This window comes from Paenibacillus sp. LHD-117, assembly GCF_030929555.1.
In the GTDB taxonomy this organism is placed as follows: Bacteria; Bacillota; Bacilli; order Paenibacillales; family Paenibacillaceae; genus Pristimantibacillus.
In genome coordinates, this window is the sequence record NZ_JAVFVT010000013.1 from 97,976 (window position 1) to 124,350 (window position 26,375).

Sequence of the window (26,375 nt, forward strand, 5' to 3'; positions counted from 1 at the left end):
GAGGTTAAAGCAATGAACGATATCGAATTGCAAAGATTGCTTGAGCAGATGACGCTTGAGGAGAAGGTTGCGCAGCTTCTTCAGCTCGCGCCCGCTTTCTACGAAGGGGCGAACAGCGCCGGTCAAATCACGGGGCCGCTGGAAGGCATGGGCATTACGGAAGAAACGGTAAGCCAAACGGGCTCCGTGCTGGGACTCGGCGGCGCAGAAGAGGCGATCACGATCCAAGAAGCGCATATGCGCCGCAATCGGCTATCGATTCCGCTCATAACGATGGCGGACGTCATCCACGGCTACCGGACGATCTTCCCGGTGCCACTGGCCATCGGTTGCTCATGGGACATGGAGCTGGCGCGTCGTTCCGCTTCGATCGCGGCGAAGGAAGCAGCCGTGGCGGGCATTCACGTGACGTTCTCGCCGATGGCGGACCTGACGCGCGATCCCCGCTGGGGACGGGTCATGGAGTCGACGGGCGAGGATCCGTGGCTGAACAGCGAATACGCGCGGGCGTTCGTTCGCGGTTATCAAGGCACGGGAGTGGCCGACGAGCCTTACAAAATCGCGGCTTGCATCAAGCACTTTGCCGCTTACGGGGCAGCCGAAGGCGGACGGGACTACAACACCGTCGACATGTCGGAGTGGATGCGCCGCGAATATTACATGCCGTCTTATAAGGCCGCCTTGGACGAGGGCTGCGAGATGGTCATGACGGCATTCAACACGGTGGACGGCATCCCGGCCTCTGGCAATCGCCGCCTTATGCGCGACCTCCTTCGGGAAGAGTGGGGCTTCGACGGTGTGCTGATCTCCGATTGGGGCGCGGTGAAGGAAATGATTCCGCACGGCGTGGCCGAGGACGAGAAGGAATGCGCGCGGAAGGCGATCGAAGCCGGCGTCGACATCGAGATGATGTCACCGTGTTACCCGCATCACCTGCAGGAACTGGTTGAGAGCGGCGAAGTGGACATCCGCCTCGTGGACGAGGCGGTCCTGCGCATTCTGAAGCTGAAGCGCAAGCTGGGATTGTTCGAGAAGCCCCATCGGTACGCGGACCCGGCGGCGGAGCGGGATATTCTACTCAGCGAAGAGCATCTTGCGGCGGCTCATGAAGCGGCGCTCAAGTCCTGCGTGCTGCTGAAGAACGAAGGCGGCGCGCTGCCGCTGGCGAAGGGCGCGAAGGTTGCGCTGATCGGACCGTTCGCGCTGAGCGACGACTTGCTCGGACCGTGGTCGTGCATGGGCGTCCGCGAGGAAGCCGTCACGCTTGCGGAGGGCATTCGCGCGGTAGCTGGCGAATCGCTGGTGACGGCCGCAGGCTGCGGCATGGAGCAGATGACGGACGAGGAGCTAGCGGCGATGCTGGATGCCGCGCGCTCGGCCGACGTTGTCGTGCTGGCGCTCGGCGAAGCTTCGGAGATGAGCGGCGAGGCGGGTTGCCGTGCCGATATTCGCTTGCCGTGCCGCCAGCTGGAGCTGGTGAAGCGCGTGTGCGAGCTTGGTAAGAAGACGGTTGCCGTATTGTTCAACGGGAGACCGCTTGATCTGCATGGCGTCCTGGACGAAGCCGATGCCGTGCTGGAAGCTTGGTATCCGGGCACGAAGGGCGGCGCCGCGGTGGCGGAGCTGCTCTACGGCGAAGCGAATCCGTCGGGCCGTCTGACGATGAGCTTCCCTCAATCGGTCGGCCAGGTGCCGGTCTACTATAACGCGTTCAACACGGGTCGTCCGCAAAGCTCCCCGGATGCGCCAGTTCGTTACGAATCGCAATACCTGGACATTCCGAACGCGCCGATGCTGCCGTTCGGGTACGGATTAAGTTATTCCGACTTCCGCTACGGGGACGCTTCGTTGTCGGCGGACTCGATTGGCGCTAACGGCAAGTTGACGCTGACCGTTCGCGTGACGAATGCGGGCGACCGCGCGGGCGAGGAGACGGTCCAGCTGTACGTGCGCGATATCGCGGGCGAAACCGTCAGGCCGCTTCGCGAGCTGAAGGCGTTCGAGAAAGCAACGCTGGAAGCGGGAGCAAGCAAGGAAATCACATTTGGAATTAAGGAAGAGATGCTTCGGTATCACCATTCCGATCTGCAATATAAAAGCGATCCGGGCAAGTTCGAGGTCATGGTAGGCCCGAACAGCCGGGACGTCCAAACGCTTTCGTTCAAATTGAACGGATAACTTACGCGCTAAGTTGTCGGATGATGCCAGCGCGCGCTGGCGGTCCGATACGATATCCGCTTCGGATGATTCCAGCGCTGACGGTCCGATACGATGATCCGCGCGCTAACGGACCCGAATGACCTTATTTCGTCGAAAATAGACCAATTGCAAATCTAACGGACCGTGATGACCTTATTTCCGTCTCGCGGATATCAAAACCCGCAAATCGACGCGAATAGCGTTCGCTCGGTCCGTTAGAAACGAAAAGGGACTCTTTTTCACCAAATAAGGTCACTTTGATCCGTTAGCGAGATACTGAGGCGAGCTGCCTGCCTGGATGCAGCTCGACGGCTTCACCTAGAGCGTAAGGTTCGAGTAGGAAACAAGGAAAAGCAAGTGGGAAAGGAGCCCGGAGATGAGTACTGAGCTGAAAACTAAGACGATTCCCGTGAAAGCGGATGGGCTGGTCTTCACGTTCCTGGAAAGCGGGGACTTGCGGGATATCCAGTTCGAAGGTTTAATGGTCAACCAAGTGATGTCGAATCCGATCGACGGTTCGATGAATAATTTGTATTTGCGCGTTCGCCAAGAGGGACGGATCGTATCCGCGCCTCTGCTCGGCGTACGCTCGGGCAGCAAGGTCAGCGCGTCGGATCGACGCGTCGTATGGAGCGGCGAGGCGCTGGGCGTTTCTTATCGCGTGACGTTTACGATGATGCCGGGCCTCGTCTGGTTCTGGGACGTGGCGCTTAGCGGAGATGGCGTGGAAGCGGACGTGATTTACGGCCAGGACATGGGCCTTGCCGACAAAGGCGCCGTTCGCACGAACGAAGCCTACATGTCACAATACGTGGGACATACGGCATTCGAGACGGAGGGCTTAGGGTACGCGGTATGTTCGCGCCAAAATCAGCCGATGTCGACCGGATTCCCTTACCTCCAGCAAGGATCGTTGACCCGCGCGGCGGGTTACTCGACGGACGGCTTCCAGTTCTTCGGTCTCTCCTACAAGGAGACGGACGTTCCGGAAGCGCTCGGTCGCGAGCGGCTGGCGAACAAGGTGTACCAATACGAATTCGCCTACACGGCGCTTCAATCGGAGACGGTGCGGCTTTCGTCCAGCGGCGAGACTTCGTTCGTATTCTACGGCTTGCTGAAGCCGAATCATCCGGAAGCGATCGAAAAGCTTGAATATGCGGAAGAGGTACGGAATGCTTGGGAGCAGGCAAAAGCCGATTCCGGCTTGGCAAGCGAGCTGCATCCGATCGGCACGAAGATCGCGCTGAACGAATCGATCGGCGAGCCGCTGCGGAGCGAATCGCTGACGCAGGAAGAAGTCGGAGCGATGTTCCCCGTCCGTCTGCAGGAAGAGCGGGACGGCGAAGAGCTGCTGTCGTTCTTTACGGGAACGTACGAGCATGTCATGCTGAAGGCGAAAGAGCTGCGTATGGAGCGGCCTCACGGCCATATTCTCATGAGCGGCGACAACGCTCGCATGAACGAGAACGTGTTGTCTTCGACAAACTACATGTACGGCATTTTCCATTCGCAAGTAACGGTCGGCAACACGTCCTTCAACAAATTGATGACGAACGCGCGGAGCGCGCTGAACGTGCCGAAGACGTCAGGGCAGCGGATCTACGTGGAGGTGGAAGGCAAGTATCGTTTGCTGACCATGCCATCCCTATACGAGATCGGCTTCAACTATGCCCGTTGGACTTACAAAATGGCGAGCGACACGCTCGTCGTGACGGCGTGGACCAAAGCCGATTCGCCTGAGCTGTCGCTCGAGACGGTCTCGAAATCGGGCAAGGCGTACCGGTTCCTCGTCACGAACCAAATGACGATGAACGACAAAGAATACGAGCTGCCTTACCGCATGGAGCAAGACGGCGGCGAGCTGGTATTCCGCGCGCATCAGGAATCGCTGAGCGTAAGCGCATATCCGGAGCTGCATTACCGCCTAGGCGTAACGGGTGCGGACATGCGCGTGCTCGACGAGCGCGCGCTGGCGTCGGAAGCCTCGGACGGTTCGGCTTCGCTCGTCGTGCTGGCGCTTGAAGCGTCCGGCAGCTGGAGGCTCACGATCGCGGGCAATCTGCAGGAATCGGCAACGAAGACGGATGCTGGCCGTCCGGTGGAAACGGACATCGAGCAGTACCGTACGTTCTTGTCGTCCGTCATGAACGGCTTCAGCTTGTCGAACGCGTCGGAAGACAAAGCGCGGGAGCTGGAGAAGTTTAACGCGCTGGCTTGGTGGTACACCCACAACATGCTTGTCCATTATTCCGTGCCGCACGGCCTCGAGCAATACAGCGGCGCCGCATGGGGTACGCGGGACGTATGCCAAGGGCCTACGGAATATTTTATGGCGACGGGCAAGTTCGGCCAGGTGAAAGAAATTTTGAAAACCGTCTATACGCATCAGTACCAAGAAGACGGCAACTGGCCGCAATGGTTCATGTTCGACCGCTATTACCGGATTCAGCAAGAAGAAAGCCACGGCGACATCATCGTATGGCCGCTGAAGGTGCTCGGCGATTACTTGCGCGTGACCGGCGATTATTCCATTCTGGACGAACGCGTGCCGTATTCCACCCACAAGGGCGAGCTGACGGACGAGGCGTTCACCGTTCTCGACCATGCGCGCAAGGAATTGCAATATATTAAAGATCACTTCCTGCACGGCACGCGACTGTCCTCCTACGGGGATGGCGACTGGGACGACACTTTGCAACCGGCGAACGCCAAGCTGAAGCAATACATGATCAGCAGCTGGACCGTGTCGCTGACGTTCCAAACGTTATCCCAGCTGTCCGGCGCATTGTCCGGCCAAGGCGGGGAGCTTGAGGAGCTATCGGCAGAGCTTGCGGAGCTGGCCGAAGGCATCAAAACCGACTTTAACCGCTACTTGGTGAAAGACGGCATCATCTCCGGCTTCGCATACATGGAGGAGCCGGACAGCATCGATCTTATGCTCCATCCGAGCGACGACAAGACGGGCATTACGTACCGCTTGCTTCCGATGACGCGGAGCATGATCGGCGAGTTGCTGGACGCGGAGCAGGCGGAGTCGCATTACCGACTGATCAAGCAAGAGCTGTATTGCCCGGACGGCGTCCGTCTCATGAACCGTCCTGCCGATTACGCGGGCGGCGTGAGCACGCGCTTCAAGCGCGCCGAGCAGGCGGCGAACTTCGGCCGCGAGATCGGCTTGCAATACGTGCATGCGCATATCCGCTTCATCGAAGCGATGGCGAAGCTCGGCAAGCCGGGCGAAGTATGGAAGGGACTTGCCATGATCAACCCGGTTGGCCTAAGCGACGTCGTTCCGAACGCGGACTGGCGCCAAAGCAACGCATACTTCAGCAGCTCCGACGGCAAGTTCGCGGACCGTTACGAAGCGCAAGAAGGTTTCGGCAAGCTGCGCACGGGCGAGGTACAGGTGAAAGGCGGCTGGCGCATCTACTCCAGCGGTCCGGGCATCTACATGAACCAGTTGATCTCGAACGGCCTTGGCATTCGCCAAGAAGGCGGCGATCTGGTTCTCGATCCGGTGCTTCCGGCCGATATGGACGGACTGACCTTCCGCTACCAGTGGATGGGTAAGGACATCCTGTTCCGGTACGTGATCGGCGGAGGAACGGTGCGCGGCGTAACCGTGAATGGCCGGGCCGTGGACACGGCCGAGCATGCGAACCGTTACCGCCACGGCGGCGTGCGGATCGGTCGCGAGGCGATCGAAGGTTTGCTTGAAGATGGCTTGAACGAAGTCGTCATCCAACTGGCATAATGAAAGCAATGTAATATAGCAACAGCGTATTAAGCGGGGCAGATGGGCGGTAATAGGCCGGAAGGAATGGCGCATAACGCAGCATTCCGATAGGACTGTATCCCCATCGCCTCGCTTTCTGATATAATCGATAGTGACATGTTAACCGGGAACAAGCGATAGGAGCGATAGCTGTGGTAAGCATCAAAGACATTGCCAAGCACGCGGGGGTATCCATCTCGACCGTATCTTACGCGTTGAACGGAAATCCGAAGGTCACGGAAGAAACGAGCAAGAGGATTCTGGCCGTGGCCAAAGAATTGAATTACGTGCCGAATGCGGCCGCACGCACGTTGAAGAAACGGGAGACGAAAATCATCGGGGCCTTCCTGACGACCTTCGAGGGGGCCTTCTATGGCGAGCTTCTGCAAGGGATGAAGGAAGAGCTGAACAAACGCGGGTACGATCTCGTCATCTGCAGCGGGACGCAATCCCACCGGATGCTGCCGGAAGGCATGCTGGACGGCGCGATTATTTTGGACAGGCTGTTCTCCGACGAGGAGCTGCTGCTTCATGCGGCGAGAGGCCATAAGCTTGTCGTCCTCGACAGGGAGCTCAGCCACAAGAATATCGTGCAGGTGCTGCTTGACAACAAAGCGGGAGCTACGTTTGCGACGGAGTATCTGCTTCGGCAGGGGCATAAGAAGCTGTATGCCGTAACCGGGCCCGAGGGCTCGTTCGACTCCGAGCAGCGTCTCGCGGCCGTGCGACAAGCGGTGCAGCGGGCAGGTTCGCTGCAATACGCGGAGATTCGCGGCAACTTCGACAAGGCCAGCGGCGCGGCCGCCGCGAAACGTATCATCGAGGAGTACGACGGGCCCGCCGCCGTCTTCTGTCTGAACGACGAGATGGCGATCGGTGTGTACAATGCGCTCGAGGGAACGCCGTACCGGGTCGGAGAGCATCTGCACGTGGTCGGATTCGACCACATCGACATTTCCGATTACATGCAGCCGCGCCTCGCAACCGTCGATTATTCGGAGCGGCGCTGGGGCGCGCTGGCCGCCGAGCAGCTCGTCAAGCTGATCGCATGCGAAGGCGCGGAGCATGAGCGCATCTACGTGTCGCTCGTCGAAGGCGAATCGGTGGGGCGGGTTGGCGAATAGCTGGTTAGCTCGCACGCTTGCTTGCTCACTTGCTCGCTCGGGATGCGAGGCGGAGCGCCGGAGGCGATCATTAATTAGTGTGAAAACCTCCCTCTAATTTATCCTGAAACACTATACTCAATAGCAATAAGATGAAAACCTCCCACTATTTTTACCGTAATCCGTCCAATTGGCGTATTCGGTTAGAAGTAGTGGGAGGTTTTCCTGTTAATCGCTCCAAAAACGCAATAGCGGAAAATTAGTGGGAGGAAATCATGTTATTATTGACGGCAATGTGAAAAGGGGGAAGTTTGAAGAAACCTTCTCTTCTCTAATGGCGTCCGTATAACAAAGATCACTTCGATTAGCGAGGGATGCGGCGATGAAAAAGGTACTTATCATGGCGATCGTGTTGCTTTTTGGTTTGGCGGGCTGCGGGAACAAGGGGGAGAACGAAATCGTCTCCATTCGAATCGAATGCGCCGAAATCTGCAAGAGCATGGGGAGTCCTCCATTTACCGAAAAAACGTTTAAGGCTATAAACGAAATTAAAGCGTTTCAGCGGGCTATCGAGAAAGCGGAGAAGATGGATGGAGTGTTGAATTATGGCGTCATGTTCTACATGACGGTCTCCTACCAGGACGACACGAAACAAAAATACGTATTGAACGTCTCTGATGAAGAGGGAAGTCGCGGCTTGCTCGTAGATGCGGCGAACAGCTCGCAAGGCTACGAGATTCCCGAAGAACAGGCCGAGGAACTCGCCAGGCTTATCTACGCGTAGCGAAGTCCTACAAAAGTTAGAACTTACCTCACACCTCCCCAGCCGGGAAAATGCAAGTAGGGATCGACGGCTGCATGAAGGCGGGCTAAAGCAGCTTGCCTCAAAGGCCCCCGCCTACGGACAAAAAGACGCCGCGAGGGCAATAACCCCCGCGGCGTCTTTCCTGCTCTTACTCTCATTGAATCGGTTCGAAATTCGCCAGCTGAGCTTCGACTTCGGCGATAACCTTATCGATGCCGGCTTTCTTGAGATCTTCTCTGTATTCGGCAACGGCAGCCACCGGATCTTTGCTCGTCTTGCCGAGCATCAGTTGGTTGCCAAGCTGCATGTTGACGTTGGAGATCGCCGCCAGCTCCGTCGTCACGTTCTTCGGATCGAAGCTGAAGCCGACGTACGGATCGTTGATTGCCACTTTATCCCACTCTTCGTAGAGCGATTTGCGGACCGGGTTCTCGGAATCCATCGGCAGGTTGTACTCGTCGGTACGCAGCGACCAAGCCGCGAAGCCGCCGCCGTCTTTTTCTTGGTTGAAGCTTGCCGGCGTCTTCTTCACGCCGTCTACGATCTCGTATTGACGGCCTTCGATGCCGTATTGGATCAGGTTGTAGTAGCTCGGGTCGGTCATGAACTTCTCGATGGCCATGAGGGCGCGCTCCGGATTGGCGGAGTTGGTGCTGATGACCGTCGAGTTCTCGACGCCGATCTTTCTCTTGATCTTGCCGTTAGCTTCCGCGAACGTGTAGAAGTTCGGAGCAGCGTCCGGTTGAGCCGCGTTGTCGGCGCCGTATTTGCCGATCCAGTCTTGCGCGTGCGTCAGATAACCCGCGGAGTTGGCGGCTTGGAAGTTCGTGTTCGCGCCCACCTGAGAGGAGAGGATGTCCTTCGGCCAGTAGCCTTTGTCGGACCACTCGCGCATCTTGACCGCCCATGCCTCGAATTCCGGCGTGAAGGCCGGGTGGAATACTTTCTTGTAGTTTTCCGGACCTTCCGTCACGAGGTTCAGCTCGGAGAACGAGATGCCTGGCGCGTTCAGCCACATGCCCGTCGTGTCGACCAGCATGCGGAACATGTTTTGCGCGTCGGCCGCGTTGCCGTTGATCGGCGGATACGATTCGTTCGCCACGACGTTGTCCATGTATTTCTCCATGTCTTCGATGGAGGTGATTTCTTCCATGCCGTATTTCTTAAGCAAGTCGGAACGGTAAGCGTAGCCGGCAGGCGTATATTCGCTGTACATGGACGGCACGCCGTAGATGCGTCCGTTGAACATGGTGCCTTTCCAAGCGGTTTCCGAGATCGCGGCTTTCAGCTTCGGCGCGACCGTGTCCAACATGTCCGTGATATCGACCAAAGCGTCCTGCGACGCGAGGGTATAGTACGAAACTTGAGCGCCCGGAGACGCGTGGGACATGTCGAACTTTTCGCCGGAAGCGAACAGCAGCGGATATTTCGTCGCGATATCGCCCCAGTCGATGTATTTCACTTCGATGGTCGCGTTGATGTCGGCTTTCAGCTTTTTGTTGATTTCGGCCAAAATATCCTTGTTGGCGACCCCTTCCCCGCCCCACAGATAATAAACGAGCTTCGCTTCCTTGGAGATGTCCACGCCTCCCGTAGCCGCGCCTTCCGTCGGCGTTCCTCCATTGTTGGACCCGGTATTGGACGGTTCGTTCCCGTTGTTGGAAGAACACGCGCCCAGCAAGCTCATCGACATCGTGGCCGCAAGAGCCACACCCAACAGCTTTTTCCCTTTCATCTTGAAAAACCTCCCCTTCGTAATGAACGCATATCATGAAGCTATATAATAAACGGTCCTATGGGCCGTCTATTAACCACATTGGAATTTCTAAGTTTTCGAGAAGTCGAAAACGAAATTCGAATTGGCGATAAATCCTACATCTAAACGCGGTCGCTCATCACTGAGAGGCCTCGATAGAGGATTTCTCAAATTCTAAGAATCTATAAGTTTTGCACCATATCTGAGCTTAGAATTCTCGGAATGAAACGCGCTGCGCCGCCAAAAACGGCGACAGCCGTTTCACCTTGCGGTGTGAACTTACCCTTTCACCGCGCCGATCGTCAGACCGGTGATGAAGTAGCGCTGCAGGAACGGATAGAGCAGGATGATCGGGCCCGTGGCGAGCACGGCCGTCGCCATCTTGATGGACTGCGAAGGCAGATCCGCCGTATCGATGACGGCCCCTTGGTTGATGAGCGCCTGAATGTTCGTCTGGTTAATCATTCGCTGCAGAAAGTATTGAAGCGGGAACTTGTCGGGCGACTGGATGTACAACATGCCGTTATACCATTCGTTCCAGAAGCCGAGCGCCGTGAACAAGCCGACGGTGGCCAGCGACGGGACGGCGAGCGGCAGGAAAACCTGCCAATAGATGCGGAAGTCGCCCGCGCCGTCTATCGTAGCCGATTCGTAGAGCGAATCGGGAATGGCCTTCATGAAGTTCCGCATTAGGAAGATCGACCAAGCGCCGACGATGCCGGGCAGGATCATCGCGTACAAGCTGTCCTTGAGGTCCAAGTATTTGACCATCAGGATATAGGTCGGAATCAGTCCGCCGCCGAACAACGTCGTGAAATAAATCATGAACGAGAAGAAGTTCCGGTATTTGAAGTCCTTCCGGTTGAGCACGAAGCCCGCCATCGACATCATGAACAATCCGAGCAGCGTGCCGACGACCGTGATGAAGATGGTGACGCCGTAAGCTTTGGTCAGCGCCGTGGAATTGTTGAGCATCATGTCGTAGGCCTTGAACGAAATCTCTTTCGGGAACAGCTTGTAGCCTTCCTGAAGAATTTCGCGTTCGTTCATGAACGAAGAAGAAATCATCAAGACGAACGGGAAGAGGCAGGCCAAGGCGAACGCGGTAATGCAGAAGTAGCTGATCGCCTTGATCGCGAAGGCGCCGCGGTCCTGCTTGATTTTGGCTGAAGTCATGAGTTTCGCCTCCAAGTTAGAATAATGCGCTGTCCGGCTCGACCTTCCGCACGATGTAGTTGACGAAGAGAACCAGGAGCAGGCCGAATGCCGATTGGTAGAAGCCGACCGCCGCGCCCATCGAGAAGTTGAATTGGCCGACCAAGCTACGGAATACGAAAGTATCGATGATGTCGGTCTGCGGATACAGCACCGAGTTGTTGCCGATCAGGTTGTAGAACAGGTCGAACGAGCCTTTCATGATGCCGCCGAGACCGAAGAGCAGCAGCAGGATGAACGTCGGCTTGAGCATCGGAAGCGTCATGTAACGGATGCGCTGCCAGTTGCTCGCCCCGTCCATGTACGCGGCTTCGTACAGATCGCTGTTGATGCCGGCAATGGCGGCCAGGTAGACGATCATGCCGTAGCCGGTCATGCTCCAGATTTTGAAGGCGACGATGATGTACTTCCAGATTTCCGGATCCGAATAAAATTCGTAACGCTCCAGTCCCGCCTGAACAAGCAGCGTATTGACGAAGCCGGAGTTGAAGTTCAGCATGTTGTAGGCGAACACGCCGACGATAACCATCGAGATGAAGTGCGGCAGCAGAATGACCGATTGGGAAATTTTCTTGAACCACTTCCCAGCCACCTCGGTAAGCATGATCGCGAACACGACCTGAATGACGTTGCCGAGCGCGAGGAACACAAAGTTGTACAGCAGCGTGTTTTTCGTGATGTTCCACAGCTCGCCGGTCTGGATCAGGAATTTGAAGTTGTCCAGGCCGAGGAAGCGGCTTCCGAAGATCCCCTTGCTGATATTGAAATCGACGAATGCCACATAAGCGCCCGGCATAACCAGATAATGAAATACAATGAAGTACAGAATAACGGGCAGAAGCATAAGGAAAAGAATTTTGTTCTTCACGACTTCGCGAGCGATAGTGCCGCCGTGAAGCTTGAGCCCGGTTAGTACGCGCATGTTCTTCAACTCCTTGTTGAGAAAGATGGAAACAGCTGGACGGATAAAACATGAAGCGCTTTCATTCAAATCGCGGCAGCTGTCGGAATCTTCTTACATGATCAGGCCGGCAAATCATTAAAACCTCCTTCGCGAAAATGGAGCGGAACACGTTCTTCAAGCAGTTGCTTATCATTTTGTCGAAACGTTTCTATTGTGATTAGAAAAAGCACGGATATATGGGAGCAGGTTAAGAACTCACCAAAGTAATCGCTTCCATTGGAATCAAAACGTTTCTCCTAGAATATATCACCACCCAATTCGGTTGTAAACCCCTATTTTTTTGTTGACAAAAGATACGTGAATGCGTTTACAATAGAAAGTGTCGAAAATTCGAAACGTTTAACTAATATAAAAAAGGCGTGAATATGGCGGTTCTCCAGCGCTGCAAGGGTTTTGGGGCGATTGGTGAAACGGTTGGATTGGTTTTTGGACACGCGGATTTCTGTCGAGGCAGGAAGGACGAGGAGCTTCAAAGGGACTTATCATAAAAAAAATGCTTCGCGATCTAAAGCGGGGTTTGGAACATTCACATGTACTAAAGAAAGAGGTGAGGACCGTGGCTAGCATCAAGGACATCGCCAAACGCGCGGGCGTGTCAATCTCCACCGTGTCGTACGCGCTGAATGGCAATCCGAAGGTAACGGAAGAGACGAGGAAAAAGGTGCTGTCCATCGCAAAGGCTCTCCATTACGTTCCGAATGCGGCGGCGAGGTCGCTCAAGAAACGCGAAACGAAAATTATGGGCGCGTTCCTGACCAGCTTGGAGGGAGCGTTCTACGGGGAATTGCTGCAGGGCATGAAGGAGGAGCTGGGCAAAAAAGGCTACGATCTCGTCATCTGCAGCGGAACGCAGTCGCATCGCCTGCTGACGGAAGGGCTGCTCGACGGCGCGATCATTCTGGACCGTTTCTTCACGGACGAGGAGCTGCTACTGCACGCCGAACGCGGGCATAAGCTCGTCGTGCTGGACCGCGAGCTCCGGCATCCCCATATCGTCCAGGTGCTGCTGGACAACAAAGCCGGAGCGACGTTCGCCATCGAGCATCTGATAGCCCGGGGGCACCGGAAAATCTATATCGTGACGGGGCCAGAGGGTTCCTTCGACGCGATGCAGCGGCTGCAAGCGGCCAGGCAAGCCGTCGAGCGGAACGGAACGGTCGCTTGCGAGGAGCTTCAAGGCAACTTTGACCAACCGAGCGGCTTTCGGGCCGCCGAGCGGATCATCGCCGATTATGATGGTCCGGTCGGCGTCTTCTGCATGAACGACGAGATGGCCATCGGCATGTACCGGGCTTTGGCGAATACGCCTTACCGCGTCGGCGAACATGTCCATATCGTCGGCTTCGACCATATCGACATTGCCGAATATGTCCAACCGCAGCTCGCATCCGTCGATTATTCGGAACGCCAATGGGGAGCCGTGGCCGCGGAGCAGTTGGTCAAGCTGATCGCCGAGGACGGAGAGGCCGATCACGAGCGCATCTACGTCAAGCTCGTCGACGGCGGGTCGGTGGGGGAGGCGAGCACGCAAGCGGAAAACGCGGGGTAGCGAAGATTGCGTTTACGTTTGCGGCTCGCTCCCGCCATATAAGCTTATCCGGTCCGTTGGATCGGCTTGCTTCATCGAACATCTCTCCTCGCCAGCACGGACCTCACTTCGTATTGCAGCGCGTCCTCGATATCCGAGATCCGCAGCAGGAGCCTATCGACATCCCTATGGCTGAAGGAGTGGTCCGAGACGGTTGCGATTTTGCTTACATAATCCCGCAAGGACGATAGGTGAATGCCGATCGTCCCCGAGGCATCCCGTCGGCGAACATAGGCATGATCCGGCACCGCGAGCATCATGGCGTCGGGGTCGAGCTCGTCGACCGACCGGGCTTCGAACGGCGCTTCCAGGCGCAAATCGAGCACGTCGTTCCAATCCGCTCCGCTAATCCCTTCCGCTATAAGCCAGACCGGCAGTTCGAGGCCGGTATCGCCGTCCGTTTCGTAATACACATAGTGTTTGATCATAATGAGCGCTCCTTAGGTTTAGGCCTCTTCTTCCGCGCGGTTTGACGGGAAAGCTGCACCAGCAGTCGCTGGGCGGCATCGGGATATTCGTACCCGCATACCTTGGCCGACAGCGCGGCCAGCTTGGCGCGCAGGTTCCGGTCTGACTGTTCCTGCTGCAATCGGCGCTCGATCCGCTCCAGCCGCTTGCGCGCGAAGGAGAGCGGCACGCCGAAAGCGCCGGCGATCAGCCTATGATAGTGCGGCTGCGAGCGAAGATGGGCAAGCTCCTTGAGCATATTGTAAGGGATGGCGCTGTACAGCTGGAAGAGGGCGGCCTGCGATTCCTGCAGCTCCACGAAGGCGGGCGGCAGCCTGCGCTGATCGCCGGCATGGAGCGCCGGATGGCTGAGCTCGTGGAAGAACGCCAGCCGCTGCTCAGCCGGCTCGAGGTGTAAGTTCAGGAAAATCAAACAATCCCCATCCTCGTCATAAATCACCTTCGTCTCGCCTTCCGTGTACGCGATATGCGCGCCGAACAGCGACGCGATGCGGTCCCAATCGTCCAGATCGCCCGGATAATGAATGCCGTTCCTCTCGTAGGTCGATGCGATCCAAAGCTCCATGTCCGCCGGACGGTAATCGTCGAAGCTCATCTCTTGCATGCCAATCCCCCTAGATATAAGAATGTATGTTCGTATGTATGACCAAAAATAAAACCCGCTAAGGGTTTATTTCGCGAATCTATAAAAACGAGTGAACCGGCGCGACAACATAAAATGATACGTTATTTTTCCATTCCGTTGTGAGATTCCCTCTCTTTGCGCCTCTTCTCCTTGAATGCACGAAACATCTCCAACTCGCGCTTCAAATGTTCGGCTTCCTCCTCGTCCATCTCCTCTGGCGGACCTCCGAGATAGGCGATGTAGACGCCGGAATCGGGCTGCGGCTCATTCGCTTCCGGCTGCTTGGTTTGATTCGACGAAGGCTGGCCGCTTGCGGCATAATTGGAGTCAGGGTAATCGGAAAGATCTAGCAAATAATCGGCATTCGTTTGCAAAGCGTCGACGAGCGCGGCCAACGTCTCGTGCGGCGGGGCGCTGCGCCCTTTCTCGTAGTTGCTGATCGCGGCTTTCGTCAGATTGACTTTGAACGCAAGCTGCTCTTGCGTGAGCTTATGTTGCTTTCTGCGTTCCGCCAACCGATCCGCTCTGAACACGTTGATCTCTCCTTAAAGGATAACAAAATAGTTACCAAAGTTCATGTACAAGTATATTGTACTATAGATCTTTAATAATGCAATGATGTACATTTTTTTTCTTTGTCTCAGAATACAAGGTAATTGTACCAATGGTGAAGGCAAAAGTACAAGACACATCCACAGAAAAATGCGAGCAAAGCGGCTACTGCGAGAAAAAAGTTAAAGCGAAACGTATAGAATTACCGCACCCATAAAGAATCACAAGCCATTCTTTACTTTACAGTTATCTCAATGTAATCGACATAATACAACGGTTGAATCGTATGTTTAATTTTTTCAGAGCTGCCGAACTTAGAATAAACTATATCTCTAGGGTATTCAAATCCCACATAGTATTTGCCGGGCGAAAGAACGTTTCCGATGGCATCTTTTTGATTCCATGCAATATTGAGTTCATATCCATAATGTGAAGCAAGTTTACCTTTTATTGTTGGTAACGTGCGAGTTAGCAAATATTTACCCTTGTTATCCTTTACATAAAACTTAACTGGGATAGAATCAAGCACAATATCTTCATCACTTGAATTAACCAAGTTAAACTTAAACGGCATTATCTGCCCTGCAGGAAAAGGGGAATTTGGCTCAGAACCAGATGGAGGAGTCATAATGGTCACGACAGGTTCCGTTCTAAATGATTGGCCGTTAAAAGAAACAAGATCCAATACGTCTACAACGGATACTTTAAAAGAAACAGCTTCATTTGCACGAGTAATTGATGTTTTGAAAGTTGTTACCTCACCTCCGTACAAACTTTCTAACTCCCTGCTGTTAAGTACTACATAATCAGACCGCCCAACAATTTGCCCATCTTTCTGAAATGCTTCAATTTTAACTCGTTTTCCTTTCAAAGATTTGTTTACGTTCATCGTTCCGGATAAGATAGAATCGATCTCTTTGTTGATAATGAAATTCCTCACACTGACATAACCTTCAGGGTCGCTCCATTGCAATCCATCAATTGCAGCTTGATTAAATACCTCAATGTAATGAGTATTGTCGTTTTCATTTGTTGCAGCTACATAGTTTACTTTTGACCCAAGTGTTTCTGAGAAAAGGCGAAGAGGGATATAAGTTTTGTTCTTATAGTTAAGAATCTCTTCTTTGGAACCGTCGATTACGGTCGTCGCAGCACCGTTCTGAATGGAATATAAATTTTTTCATAAGTGTTTATCTCCTCCTTTTTTGTAAATACGATTACATATTGACTTTTGTTGCGATGTCAGCCAAAAGACATTTTTATTAGAGATCAATCCGATATTCAAAAGCTGTTATGTAATTGCTGATCGCGGCCTTGGTCAACATAGGAAAACGAACTATGTATTTCTATATTGACATACAAGAATCATGTACCTAGAATGAAAGTGAGAAAGTACATGAATCTTGTATTTTGAAGGAGGAGGAAATATGAAGGATATCGCAATCTATATCGCAGCAATTGGTGCTTTTTCAGGCGTTAGCGGCGTTGTATTAGGTTGGATCGGACGAGCTCGATCGGTAAACCAGGATATTAAGGACGAAGTGCGTCGGGATGCGCGGATCAATGCCGAGATGGAGTACCTCAAGCGAGGATTTGAGGAGGTCAAGCTCCTACAACATTCTAATGAAAAGCGGTATGATGCTTTATCCGAACGGATAACGAGACTGGAAGAGTTTGCGAAAAGCGTGAGTTATCGCATAGATTTAATGGATAAAAGAGAAGCAAGATGAGATTTTTTGAACTTGCTGGATGGTACGGAGAATGCCTTGTTCCATCTGCCCCGGTTAACTCCGACAGGCTATTTTATTTAAAAGGAGGTAAGAATTTTGAAAAAAGTTACACTAGCCGTATTGAGCACTCTGATTTTCTGTTTGATTTGTGCATGTGGTAATTCTCAGCTAAACAACGAAAAACCCTCTGAATCACCAAGCAATGAAAATTTTAATCAGCAAACAAATGAACCAATCAAACCATCACCAAGTCCAACAACAACTATCACAACATATGATGAAAGAGAAGAAGAGGAGGCGAAATTACGTGAAAAGAAAAAAAGGAAGGGGAAAATAGACTTAACGAATATTGAAATAATAGGCGTCAAAGGAGATCTGCTTAAAACTATATTATTAATGTTTAAAGCTATTGAGACAAATGAAGATCAGGAGCGATTGAAATATATGTATCATCCAGAATTCGATGAATTTAAAAGCAGTGGCCCCTATATTTTAGGTGTGACTAAACTAGAATTGGATAATTCACGGCTTAAGGCAGTAATTGATGAATATAGTCTAAATGAGATTGCGGATGATGTTGCGATCGTCAAAATCACAATGGAGAGATTAAATGATAATTTAGAAGTGAGCTCATCAACAGGAGATTATATCTTCATTCACGTTGATAAAAATTGGAAGTTGTACCGTTTTCAATAAAGTCACATATCAAGAGCGGAAATAAGACATCCACAACCAAAGTCCTTCGAACAGACAGCAACGCCGTAAATTTACTTGTCTTATACATGGCGGCCGGTTGTTAAGACTTATTCGGGTACGGTCGTTACGACTGATGGCCCACGTAAAGTCTAAAGTATTGTACTATTAGTCCAAACACAATTTGGATCTATTAAAAAGTAAAGTCAAGGACGCACGAAGTTGGCGTCCTTGTTTTTTACTTTGGCTGTTCCATGGATGAAAAGGATACTTTTTTATTCATTGTCATAACTTTTTTTCTTTTGACCGTCTATAATTGTAACAAAGTAAAGACCCTGCGATAGTTGAGTTAACTAACAACCAACACGCGACGAAAAGAGGAAAACCATGCCCTTTCACTACTGGCGAACGAACAGATTGACGTTAAGGGCGCTGCTAGCGTCGGATATTACGCTGTTTCAAAACCTGGACGACGAAGTGAACCGCAACGTGGATATGATCCACTTCCCGCAAGCGCCCGAGAAGCAGATGCAATGGCTGGAGTCGGAACAGCGCGGAAAGATCGGCGATGTGTTCCGCTGGGTGGCGGAGACGCATGACGGCGAGCTGGTCGGCACGATCAACACTTTCGCGTGCAACAAGAGATACGGCACGTTTAAGTACGGCATCGCTTTGCTGCCCGAACATCGATCGAAAGGCTACGCGGCGGAGATGATCCGCGCGGTGCTCCGGTTTTATTTTCACGAGTTGAATTACAATAAGGCAACGCCACATGTGTATTCGTTCAACGCGGCCTCGATCCGCTTGCATGAGAAGTTGGGGTTCATGCAGGAAGGGCGCCTGCGAGAGATGATCTATACGGATGGCGAGTACCACGACGAGATCCACTTCGGTATGACGGCCAGCGAGTTCGGGCAGTTGTACGGCAAGCGTATGAGCTAGCAAAGGAGTCGAGCGCATTGAACAAAGCTGTCAAGTAGTTGTTTGTCTTACTTATCGTGCATCTCCTGACCGGTTGCGGCAAAGGAGAGCAAACGTCCTCGACGTACAGCGTGATCGGGGATATCGGATCCGTGGAACAAGGAGGCGCCGAAGTCAACGACGTTGAAATCGATTACGTCGTGATGCTGACGAATATTCAACCTGGCTCAAACCCGGAGTCGACAGCCGGATCAGAGTTCACGCTCACCATAACCGAGAATACGCGGCTCTATCGTGCCTCAGCCGACAAGAAGACCGAAGCGGATATTTCGGCGCTAACGCAAGGAGAGAGGGCGGAAGTCAAATGGCGGTTCGCCAATGACCATTTAATAGAAGCGGTCGAGATCAACGTGAATGGGAAACTGTCGATTCAGAAGTAAGAAGAGAAAGGGAGGTGGACAACCTGACCAAGCTACATGGAAAAAACGCCATCGTCACGGGCGCCAGCCGTCCGGGCGGAATCGGGGCCGCCGTATGCCGGGCATTTGCCGCCGAAGGCGCGAACGTGTTTTTTACCCATCTGGTTGACTACGATCAACGGATGTATGCGGATGCCACCGAAGCCGAATGGCCAGAGCGTTTCGCGGAGGAGTTGCGTCAATCCGGCGTACGAGTCGAGCATAAGAGGTTGGATCTTGCCGTGCCAGGCTCTGGCGTTTCGCTATTGGAGGAGGTACGGAACGCGGTCGGAATTCCGACCATTCTTGTCAACAATGCCACGTATAGCGTCGATGCCGATTTCCGGCAACTAACCGAAGCGCTCATTGACGCGCATTGCGCAGTGAACATGAGAGGGACGTTTATGTTGTCGGCCGAATTCGCGCGCATGCTGGAGTTCGAGATGGGCGCGAATGCCGATCTTGCTGCCGCTGGCGGACGCATCATCAACCTGACGTCCGGCCAAGGCAAAGGACCCATGCCCGGCAATCTCGCGTACGCGGCGACCAAAGGCGCCATATCCGTCTTCACCGAATCGCTCGCATCGGAGCTGGCGCCGCTTCGCATTACCGTGAACGCCGTCGATCCGGGTCCTACCGATACGGGCTGGATGTCGGACGAAGTGAAAGAAGCGATGCTGCCGCAGTTCCCGATGGGCCGAATCGGGCTGCCCGAAGACGCGGCACGTTTGATCGCCTTTCTCGCAAGCGACGATTCCCGGTGGATCACCGGCCAAATCATTCATTCCAGAGGCGGGTTTTGAGCCAAAAAAACAGCGGGAGTCCCGGGCCGTTAAGCCGTCCAGGGCTTCCGCTGTTTGCATGGAGAGATCGGTTGAAATTTCGCGATCGTTACGTCCCGCAGAACGTTCGGTAAGGCCCGCACGCCTCCGGTACGGACGCGTATTCGGCTTGCTCTGCCGAGTGCACGTAAGGATCGGCTAATGCGCGAAGCAGCCGTTCCATCACGCCGAGATCGCCCTTCACCGCCGCGTCCAACGCTTCCTCGACGCGATGGTTGCGAGGGATGACGGCTGGATTGCTCTCGCGCATCAGTCGAAGCGTATCTTCATCGGACTGCTCCTGCCTGCCCCGCCGCGCGAGCCACTCCTCGCGCCACGCCGCGAATTCCTCGTCCTCGTACAGCGGTCCCTTCTCGGTCTTGTCGAACGTTAACGCGAGGAAGGTATTCGTATAGTCCGCCGCATGTTTCTTCATGAGATCGAGGAGATGTTTTACGAGCGCTTCGTCCCCCTCTTCCTCGCCGAACAGCCCCAGCTTGCCTCGCATGCCCGACAGCCAGCTGCGATGGAATAGGTCCGTAAACGCGGCCAATTCTTCCTCGGCCAGCTTCACCGCTTTTTCTTGATCTTCATGCAAAATAGGAAGCAACGACTCGGCGAGCCGCGCCAAATTCCATACGCCGATGTACGGCTGATTGCCGTAGGCGTACCGGCCGTTCGCGTCGATTGAGCTGAACACGGTCGCGGGATCGTACGCGTCCATGAAAGCGCAGGGCCCGTAATCGATCGTTTCGCCGCTGATGGCCATGTTGTCGGTGTTCATGACGCCGTGGATGAAGCCGACGAGCTGCCACTTCGCGATCAAGGAGGCCTGGCGAGCGATGACCGCGCGAAGGAATGCCAAGTAGCGGTTGTCCTCGCCCGCGATCTCCGGGTAATGCCGCTCGATCGCGTAATCGGCAAGTGAGTAGAGATCCTCCGCAGTGCCCCAATTGGCGGCGTATTGGAACGTGCCGACGCGCAGATGGCTGGCCGCCACGCGGGTTAGGACGGCGCCGGGCAGCACGGTCTCGCGGAAGACGGGATCGCCCGTCGCCGCGACGGCTAAGCTGCGGGTCGTCGGGATGCCCAGCGCGTGCATCGCCTCGCTGATAATATGTTCGCGGAGCATCGGGCCGAGCGCGGCGCGTCCGTCGCCTCGCCTCGAGTATTTGGTGGGGCCGGAGCCTTTGAGCTGGATGTCGTACCGAGCGCCGTTCGGCGCGATCTGCTCGCCAAGAAGCAGCGCCCGTCCGTCTCCCAGCATGGTGAAGTGCCCGAATTGATGGCCTGCGTACGCTTGAGCGATCGGCTCGGCTCCTTCGGGAGCGCGGTTCCCCGCAAGGACTTCAAGCCCCTCTTCCTCCCGCAAGGCCTCGGCGTTTAGGCCAAGCGATGCCGCAAGCGGCTCGTTCAGAATAACAAGCCTTGGATCGTCGACGGGGTTCGGCTCTTGTTCATCGAACAGCATATGCGGAAGGCGCGAATAGCTGTTGTCGAAGTTCCAGCCAGCGCGCGAGGTCGCTTCATGAATGGTCATGATCATTCCTTCTCTCTTGTTCCATATCGTACCTTTATTATACCTTTTCCAAATTGCTTAGCGATATGCGGATAAAGTGAGCGGTTTGACCTGAACGGGAATAAATGACCGAACGGCACAACTTTTTGGCGCTTGGAGGTGTTTATAAGAAGAGAGGAATTTTTCCAGCTTAGGCAGGGGGTGTAAACATGAATATGGATATCACCAGAAGATGGATTTATGTCATGATGACAATAGGGATCGTCGTGCTGCTGATGGGGTTATGGCAGTACTTGCCCCAGGAGTTTAGCTCGGATGCCCAGCAGAGCGAATTCATAGCATGGGTGTCTAAAAGAATAGTCTTTCCGCTTCTAGGAGCCATTCTAATCGGCGTTAGCCTGGTTATGCTGAAATTCGTCCGCGAGGTCGAAGACTATACGTTATTGCTAAGAAGCGAGCTTATTCAAATGTCCAGGTCGATTGAAGGGGTGAGGAACAAGTGAAACAGATGCATAGAGCTTGCTCGCATAAACCAAGTAACGGCGATACGAAGCAGTAACCTGCCTCGCACCGCCGTCTCCTGCAATCTAATACACGATCTGCCCGATAATCATCATCACAAGGCCGAAGATGGCCGCGCCGCGTTTGACGCTTTTGTTTTCCCGGGGCCGCAAAAATAAGCTGATGACGAAGCCGACCGGAAGAACCAACCCGTTAATCGCCAAATAAAAAGTGCCGAGGAAGTAATATCCGACAAGCTTAAGCGCCAACAATTCCTCGTCTTGACTGCGATTCTTATACAATATAATCGTCCCGATAATCAATACGGCGATCCAGAAAAAGAAAAACATTCGCATTCCTCCCTTGTTCGCTGAGCGTTGAGGTCACGCAAGGTAATACGGCTTAGTAAAGCTGGAGTTTCCAGAAACAGGATGCGCATAAGCGGATATCGATAGGAAGGAGGCGTTACTCTTGAAGAAGACAATGATCTACGCGGTCTGTTCCGTCGCCGTGTTTCTTATTGCATATGTGGCGCTCGGATTCGAAATGAGCGATCGGGCCAAAAAAAACGTTGCGACCGGCATGCAGTCGTCTTCCGACTACACCGGCTACATGACGGAAGAGGTTTATCGGAAGCTGCTGCCGACTAACAGAATGCCGGGCTATGAGGAGTCGTATGTTTCCGCCAACCATGCCTACAAAGCGTCCGTCGTTCCGCTGCATTTCTTTTTCGCCGGGCAAGTAAAGGTCAAGAACGTATATGACGGCAAGGGCATCGGGTTCAGCGAAGAAGTGACGTTGAAGCTGAAGTGGGAGAATGGTGACTGGATCGCGACGAAAGTGAAGATTCCGGCATAGAAAGCTAAGTTTTTGCGGCGAATATTTGCGGAGGTGGTTTACGTATGAAGAGGGAACCCGATATCCATGAAACGCAGCCCGAGAGGTTGAGCGCACCGGAGGAGCCATACAGAGATCCTAATATGGAAACGATACAACGCGTGGAAGGCGGAGGCCCGATTCGGAAAGTGAATATGGAGCAAATGCCAAAGCCGCTGCGCTATTTCGGTTACGCGGTAGCAGGTTTTATGCTGGTATGCACGGTCATATTCTTGGTCAGCGGATGGTTGAACTAAGCGGGCCTATCTTGAAGAAATACGAGGTTATATTTCATGAGTAAACACGCGAAGCGCGATATTATCGCCGTTGTATTAATGGCTTTCGTTATTAGCGGGGTCTTTTTTGTTAAGTGGATAGATACTACGATAAATGATACTTCGTATATAACACGATTATCGGACGCAAGCGAACAGTTAAACGCAATGGTACGTAATTACGATTCCTTGACGGCATTAGAGCTTATGACCGCCGAACTTGACCCGCAGATATTCACAGAAGCCGCGACTTATGCCCCTGACCGCGGTACGGCGAATGAATTACGCTATATTGCCGAATTGATTACGCGATACAATGACGGCGCAGATGTCGAAGTGCTTCAAGAAGCTGCGCAGTTACTAAATGAAGTCATTCCCCATATTCTCAATGTCGCGAAGTGTTTGAGCCATCGGGATTGCCAAAAACCCGCGACGTCTTCCGTCGCGGGTTTCGTTATTCTCGGCGTCGGCGGAGTCTTAGCCCGCCACCGTGTTGTATGTCATGATCCAGATCGAACCGGCAACGATCGTCATCATGATGACGAGGCCGAAGATAAGCGCGATCAGGTTGAAGCGAGGTTTCTCCTCGTCCCGGATGTGCATGAAGAACAGGAGCTGCACGGCGAACTGGAAGATCGCCATAACCAGGATGATGAGCGTGTTCACTTGTTTGCTGAACATGTCGTTCATGACGACGACAAGCGGGATGATCGTCAACACGATCGACAAGACGAAGCCGATGACGTAAGACTTCAGCGAGCCGCTATGACCGCCGCCGTGCCCGCCATGTCCGTCGTGACCATGTCCGTTGCCAGCATGGGCGTTATGGTTAGCCATCTTACATCACCCCCATCAGGTACACGATTGTGAAGACGAAGATCCAGACGACGTCGAGGAAATGCCAGTACAAGCTGATGATGTTCACTTTGCGTTTCGTAACGTCCGTGATGCCGCGCCGGTTAAGCTGAATAATAAGCGCCGTCATCCAGACAAGGCCGACCGATACGTGAAGACCGTGCGTGCCGACGAGGGTGAAGAACGCCGACCAGTACGCGGAAGTGCCGATATTGGCGCCTTCATGGACCAAGTGGATAAACTCGGAAACCTCTAGATAGATAAACGATGCACCGAGCAAAGCGGTAATGATGAGCCAAGCGATCAGCCCTTTTTTGTTGCCCCGGTTCATCTCCAGCAGCGCGACGCCGCTGGTGAAGCTGCTTGTTAGCAAGATGAACGTGGAAGCGATGATGCCCGGCAGCTCGATGAGCTCGCCGCCCGTCGGTCCGCCAGCCGTATTGAGGCGAAGCACGACGAAGGTCGCGAAGAGTGTGCCGAACAGGATAACGTCCGTGATAAGGAATAACCAGAAGCCGAATACTTTCATGCCTTCCTGGTCGTGATGGTCATGCCCGCCATGCGCGTCATGAGCACCGTGCGCGCCGTGGGCGGCATGACCGCCGCCCCCAGCGCCGTGCGCCGCGGCGAGGGGTTGACCCTTGCCGCCGAGCAACGATTTGAACAGTTGTGCCATTAGTGAGCCCCCCTTGCCGCAGCTTCCGTCCGCTGCACTTCATCGACCGGAATGTAATAGTCCGTATCGTAGCTAAACGATCTTGCCAGCATACATCCGATGACGCCGGCGAGGCCGACGACGATCATCCATTTCCAATCCCAGACGAAGCCGAAGCCGGCCACGAACCAGGAGAGCGACATGATGAACGGGATACCGGAGTTTTTCGGCATATGGATCGGCTCCAGTGGAGCCTGTTCGGCCGCGATGACCTCCGGCGCGTCCTTCTCTCCTCTGAGGGCGCGCTGCTTTTTCTCCCAGAAATCGTCTTGGCTGGTGACGACCGGAAGCCTTGCGAAGTTGTACATCGGCGCCGGCGACGGAATCGACCATTCGAGCGTGCGGCCGTCCCAAGCGTCGCCGGATTTTTCTTTTTTCAGGAACTTAATGCTATGAGCGATCTGCCACACTTGGAAAATAAACGCGATGCCCATCAGGAACGCCCCGACGGTGGATACGACGTTCAGCGGCTGCCAGCCCATGTCGAAGTCGTATTCGTTGAAGCGGCGCGTCATGCCCATAAGACCAAGCGCGTATTGCGGCATGAAACAAACATAGAAACCGATGTTCCAGAACCAGAACGCCCATTTGCCGAGTCCTTCGTGCAGGCGGAAACCGAACATTTTCGGCCACCAGTAGTAGAGACCCGCGAAATAACCGAACACGACGCCGCCGATCAAAACTTGGTGGAAGTGGGCGATCAGGAAGTAGCTGTTATGGAACTGGAAGTCCGCCGGCGCGACCGACAAGAGCACCCCGGTCATGCCCCCCACGACGAAACATGGGATAAAAGCGATCGTCCACAGCATGGGAGTCGGGAACGACAGCTTGCCTCGGTACATCGTGAACAGCCAGTTGAACACCTTGACCCCGGTCGGGATCGCGATAATCATGGTCGTGACGGCGAAGAAGGCGTTGACGTTCGCGCCAGTGCCCATCGTGAAGAAGTGATGCGCCCAGGTGAAGAACGAGAAGAAGCTGATGGACATCAGGGCGAATACCATGGACTTGTAGCCGAACAGCTTTTTCTTCGAGAACGTCGCGACGATCTCGGAGAAGATGCCGAACGCCGGCAGGATGACGATATAGACCTCCGGATGTCCCCACATCCAGATGAGGTTGAGGTACATCATCGGATTGCCGCCGCCGTCGAGCGTGAAGAAATGCGCGCCTAGGTAGCGGTCAAGGAACAGCAGGAACAGCGTAACGGTCAGAATCGGGAACGCGAACATGATCGTGACGCAAGACGATAGAACGGACCAGCTGAACATCGGCATTTGCATCAGTTTCATGCCGGGGGCGCGCATCTTGAGGATCGTGACGACGAAGTTAATGCCCGTCGCCAGCGAGCCAATGCCGGATATCTGTATGCCCCAGATATAGAAGTCTTGGCCGACGCCCGGACTGCCCGAGAGCTCGGACAGCGGCGGGTAAGCGAGCCAACCCGCGTCCGGCGAACCGCCGATAATGAACGAAACGTTGAAGAGCATCGCGCCGAAGAAGAACATCCAGAAGCTCAGGGAGTTCAGGAACGGGTACGCGACGTCGCGCGCGCCGATCTGCAGCGGCACGACGATATTGAACAGACCGAACATGAGCGGCATCGCCATGAACAGAATCATGATGACGCCGTGCGTCGTGAAGATCGCGTTGTAGTGATCGGGATGCAGGAACTCGACCTGCGGAGCCGCCAGCTGCACGCGCATGAGAAGCGCGTCGACGCCGCCGCGGAACAACATCAGGATGGAGGCGATGATGTACATGATGCCGATCTTTTTATGGTCGACGGAGGTGAGCCATTCGGTCCAGAGCCACCGCCATTTTTTGAAATAGGTTAACGTGAACACGATGGCCACGAGCGTAAGCCCGATGGACACTTGGGCGCCGAGAATGAGCGGATCGCCCGTCACGAAAAACTCGGATGAAAAATCTTTGATTTTATCCCACATGAAGCTTTCTCC

At 54.1% G+C, this 26,375-nt stretch carries 25 protein-coding genes; 13 read left to right on the plus strand and 12 right to left on the minus strand.

Annotated elements, in window-relative coordinates; translation table 11 throughout:
* Positions 1-12 precede the first annotated feature (12 nt).
* The 4 genes from RB620_RS12185 (at position 13) to RB620_RS12200 (ending at position 7,861) form a co-directional block, all read left to right on the plus strand.
* On the plus strand, positions 13-2,178 hold the full coding sequence (locus RB620_RS12185; RefSeq protein WP_308094663.1) for a glycoside hydrolase family 3 N-terminal domain-containing protein: 2,166 nt from the start codon (positions 13-15) through the stop codon (positions 2,176-2,178).
* Between the two features lie 397 nt (positions 2,179-2,575).
* Positions 2,576-5,953: a GH36-type glycosyl hydrolase domain-containing protein gene (locus RB620_RS12190; RefSeq protein ID WP_308094664.1), complete on the plus strand. Its 3,378-nt coding sequence runs from the start codon at positions 2,576-2,578 to the stop codon at positions 5,951-5,953.
* Between the two features lie 173 nt (positions 5,954-6,126).
* The gene (locus tag RB620_RS12195; RefSeq protein WP_308094666.1) at positions 6,127-7,098 is read left to right on the plus strand and encodes a LacI family DNA-binding transcriptional regulator; all 972 of its coding nucleotides are present in this window, start codon (positions 6,127-6,129) and stop codon (positions 7,096-7,098) included.
* A gap of 361 nt (positions 7,099-7,459) precedes the next feature.
* The gene (locus RB620_RS12200) at positions 7,460-7,861 is read left to right on the plus strand and encodes an LptM family lipoprotein (protein ID WP_308094668.1); all 402 of its coding nucleotides are present in this window, start codon (positions 7,460-7,462) and stop codon (positions 7,859-7,861) included.
* Between the two features lie 175 nt (positions 7,862-8,036).
* Here RB620_RS12200 and RB620_RS12205 read toward each other — a convergent pair whose 3' ends face one another.
* The 3 genes from RB620_RS12205 to RB620_RS12215 all read right to left on the minus strand — a co-directional run bounded on the left by RB620_RS12205 (position 8,037) and on the right by RB620_RS12215 (position 11,775).
* Positions 8,037-9,617 carry a DUF3502 domain-containing protein gene (locus RB620_RS12205; RefSeq protein ID WP_308094669.1) on the minus strand — a complete coding sequence of 527 codons (1,581 nt, stop codon included), beginning with the start codon at positions 9,615-9,617 and terminating at the stop codon, positions 8,037-8,039.
* A gap of 300 nt (positions 9,618-9,917) precedes the next feature.
* Positions 9,918-10,814, minus strand: coding sequence for a carbohydrate ABC transporter permease (locus RB620_RS12210; RefSeq protein ID WP_308094670.1), 897 nt, complete (start codon positions 10,812-10,814; stop codon positions 9,918-9,920).
* 16 nt (positions 10,815-10,830) lie between these two features.
* Positions 10,831-11,775, minus strand: a complete 945-nt coding sequence (locus RB620_RS12215) for an ABC transporter permease (RefSeq protein ID WP_308094671.1) — start codon at positions 11,773-11,775, stop codon at positions 10,831-10,833.
* 598 nt (positions 11,776-12,373) lie between these two features.
* On the opposite strand from RB620_RS12215, the gene RB620_RS12220 reads away from it, so the two are divergent.
* On the plus strand, positions 12,374-13,366 hold the full coding sequence (locus RB620_RS12220) for a LacI family DNA-binding transcriptional regulator (protein ID WP_308094673.1): 993 nt from the start codon (positions 12,374-12,376) through the stop codon (positions 13,364-13,366).
* A 71-nt stretch (positions 13,367-13,437) separates the two neighbouring features.
* Here the strand turns inward: RB620_RS12220 and RB620_RS12225 are convergent, their stop codons facing one another.
* The 4 genes from RB620_RS12225 to RB620_RS12240 form a co-directional block, all read right to left on the minus strand.
* A complete protein-coding gene (locus RB620_RS12225; protein WP_308094675.1) occupies positions 13,438-13,833 on the minus strand; it encodes a hypothetical protein in 396 nt (131 codons plus the stop codon).
* A complete protein-coding gene (locus tag RB620_RS12230; RefSeq protein ID WP_308094677.1) occupies positions 13,830-14,477 on the minus strand; it encodes an ImmA/IrrE family metallo-endopeptidase in 648 nt (215 codons plus the stop codon). Before RB620_RS12230 ends, RB620_RS12225 begins: the two co-directional genes overlap by 4 nt.
* 122 nt (positions 14,478-14,599) lie before the next feature.
* Positions 14,600-15,031, minus strand: coding sequence for a helix-turn-helix domain-containing protein (locus RB620_RS12235; protein WP_308094679.1), 432 nt, complete (start codon positions 15,029-15,031; stop codon positions 14,600-14,602).
* A gap of 254 nt (positions 15,032-15,285) precedes the next feature.
* Positions 15,286-15,990 (minus strand): hypothetical protein, encoded by a 705-nt coding sequence (locus RB620_RS12240; RefSeq protein WP_308094680.1) that lies wholly within the window; start codon positions 15,988-15,990, stop codon positions 15,286-15,288.
* A gap of 487 nt (positions 15,991-16,477) precedes the next feature.
* On the opposite strand from RB620_RS12240, the gene RB620_RS12245 reads away from it, so the two are divergent.
* The 5 genes from RB620_RS12245 (at position 16,478) to RB620_RS12265 (ending at position 19,655) form a co-directional block, all read left to right on the plus strand.
* The gene (locus RB620_RS12245; protein ID WP_308094682.1) at positions 16,478-16,780 is read left to right on the plus strand and encodes a hypothetical protein; all 303 of its coding nucleotides are present in this window, start codon (positions 16,478-16,480) and stop codon (positions 16,778-16,780) included.
* 96 nt (positions 16,781-16,876) lie between these two features.
* Positions 16,877-17,476 carry a hypothetical protein gene (locus RB620_RS12250; protein WP_308094683.1) on the plus strand — a complete coding sequence of 200 codons (600 nt, stop codon included), beginning with the start codon at positions 16,877-16,879 and terminating at the stop codon, positions 17,474-17,476.
* Positions 17,477-17,860: 384 nt separating this feature from the next.
* Positions 17,861-18,415 carry a GNAT family N-acetyltransferase gene (locus RB620_RS12255; protein ID WP_308094685.1) on the plus strand — a complete coding sequence of 185 codons (555 nt, stop codon included), beginning with the start codon at positions 17,861-17,863 and terminating at the stop codon, positions 18,413-18,415.
* 38 nt (positions 18,416-18,453) lie between these two features.
* On the plus strand, positions 18,454-18,834 hold the full coding sequence (locus tag RB620_RS12260) for a hypothetical protein (protein ID WP_308094686.1): 381 nt from the start codon (positions 18,454-18,456) through the stop codon (positions 18,832-18,834).
* 23 nt (positions 18,835-18,857) lie between these two features.
* Positions 18,858-19,655, plus strand: coding sequence for an SDR family oxidoreductase (locus tag RB620_RS12265; protein WP_308094773.1), 798 nt, complete (start codon positions 18,858-18,860; stop codon positions 19,653-19,655).
* Positions 19,656-19,743: 88 nt separating this feature from the next.
* On the opposite strand, the gene RB620_RS12270 is transcribed toward RB620_RS12265, so the two are convergent.
* Entirely contained in the window at positions 19,744-21,213 is a 1,470-nt protein-coding gene (locus tag RB620_RS12270; protein WP_308094688.1) for a protein adenylyltransferase SelO, read from the minus strand.
* A gap of 188 nt (positions 21,214-21,401) precedes the next feature.
* Between RB620_RS12270 and RB620_RS12275 the strand changes: the two genes are divergently transcribed.
* Positions 21,402-21,695: a hypothetical protein gene (locus RB620_RS12275; RefSeq protein ID WP_308094689.1), complete on the plus strand. Its 294-nt coding sequence runs from the start codon at positions 21,402-21,404 to the stop codon at positions 21,693-21,695.
* 84 nt (positions 21,696-21,779) lie between these two features.
* Here the strand turns inward: RB620_RS12275 and RB620_RS12280 are convergent, their stop codons facing one another.
* A complete protein-coding gene (locus RB620_RS12280; RefSeq protein WP_308094691.1) occupies positions 21,780-22,043 on the minus strand; it encodes a hypothetical protein in 264 nt (87 codons plus the stop codon).
* Between the two features lie 121 nt (positions 22,044-22,164).
* Here RB620_RS12280 and RB620_RS12285 point away from each other — a divergent pair, with 121 nt between their 5' ends.
* On the plus strand, positions 22,165-22,551 hold the full coding sequence (locus RB620_RS12285; protein ID WP_308094692.1) for a hypothetical protein: 387 nt from the start codon (positions 22,165-22,167) through the stop codon (positions 22,549-22,551).
* Between the two features lie 44 nt (positions 22,552-22,595).
* Positions 22,596-22,826 carry a hypothetical protein gene (locus RB620_RS12290; protein ID WP_308094694.1) on the plus strand — a complete coding sequence of 77 codons (231 nt, stop codon included), beginning with the start codon at positions 22,596-22,598 and terminating at the stop codon, positions 22,824-22,826.
* 495 nt (positions 22,827-23,321) lie between these two features.
* On the opposite strand, the gene cyoD is transcribed toward RB620_RS12290, so the two are convergent.
* Genes cyoD through RB620_RS12305 form a run of 3 tightly spaced genes read right to left on the minus strand, consistent with a single transcriptional unit; the run spans position 23,322 to position 26,363 of the window.
* Positions 23,322-23,681 (minus strand): cytochrome o ubiquinol oxidase subunit IV, encoded by a 360-nt coding sequence (gene cyoD, locus RB620_RS12295; protein ID WP_308094695.1) that lies wholly within the window; start codon positions 23,679-23,681, stop codon positions 23,322-23,324.
* A gap of 1 nt (position 23,682) precedes the next feature.
* Positions 23,683-24,375, minus strand: a complete 693-nt coding sequence (cyoC, locus tag RB620_RS12300; RefSeq protein ID WP_308094697.1) for a cytochrome o ubiquinol oxidase subunit III — start codon at positions 24,373-24,375, stop codon at positions 23,683-23,685.
* A complete protein-coding gene (locus RB620_RS12305) occupies positions 24,375-26,363 on the minus strand; it encodes a cbb3-type cytochrome c oxidase subunit I (RefSeq protein WP_308094698.1) in 1,989 nt (662 codons plus the stop codon). Before RB620_RS12305 ends, cyoC begins: the two co-directional genes overlap by 1 nt.
* Positions 26,364-26,375 lie beyond the last annotated feature (12 nt).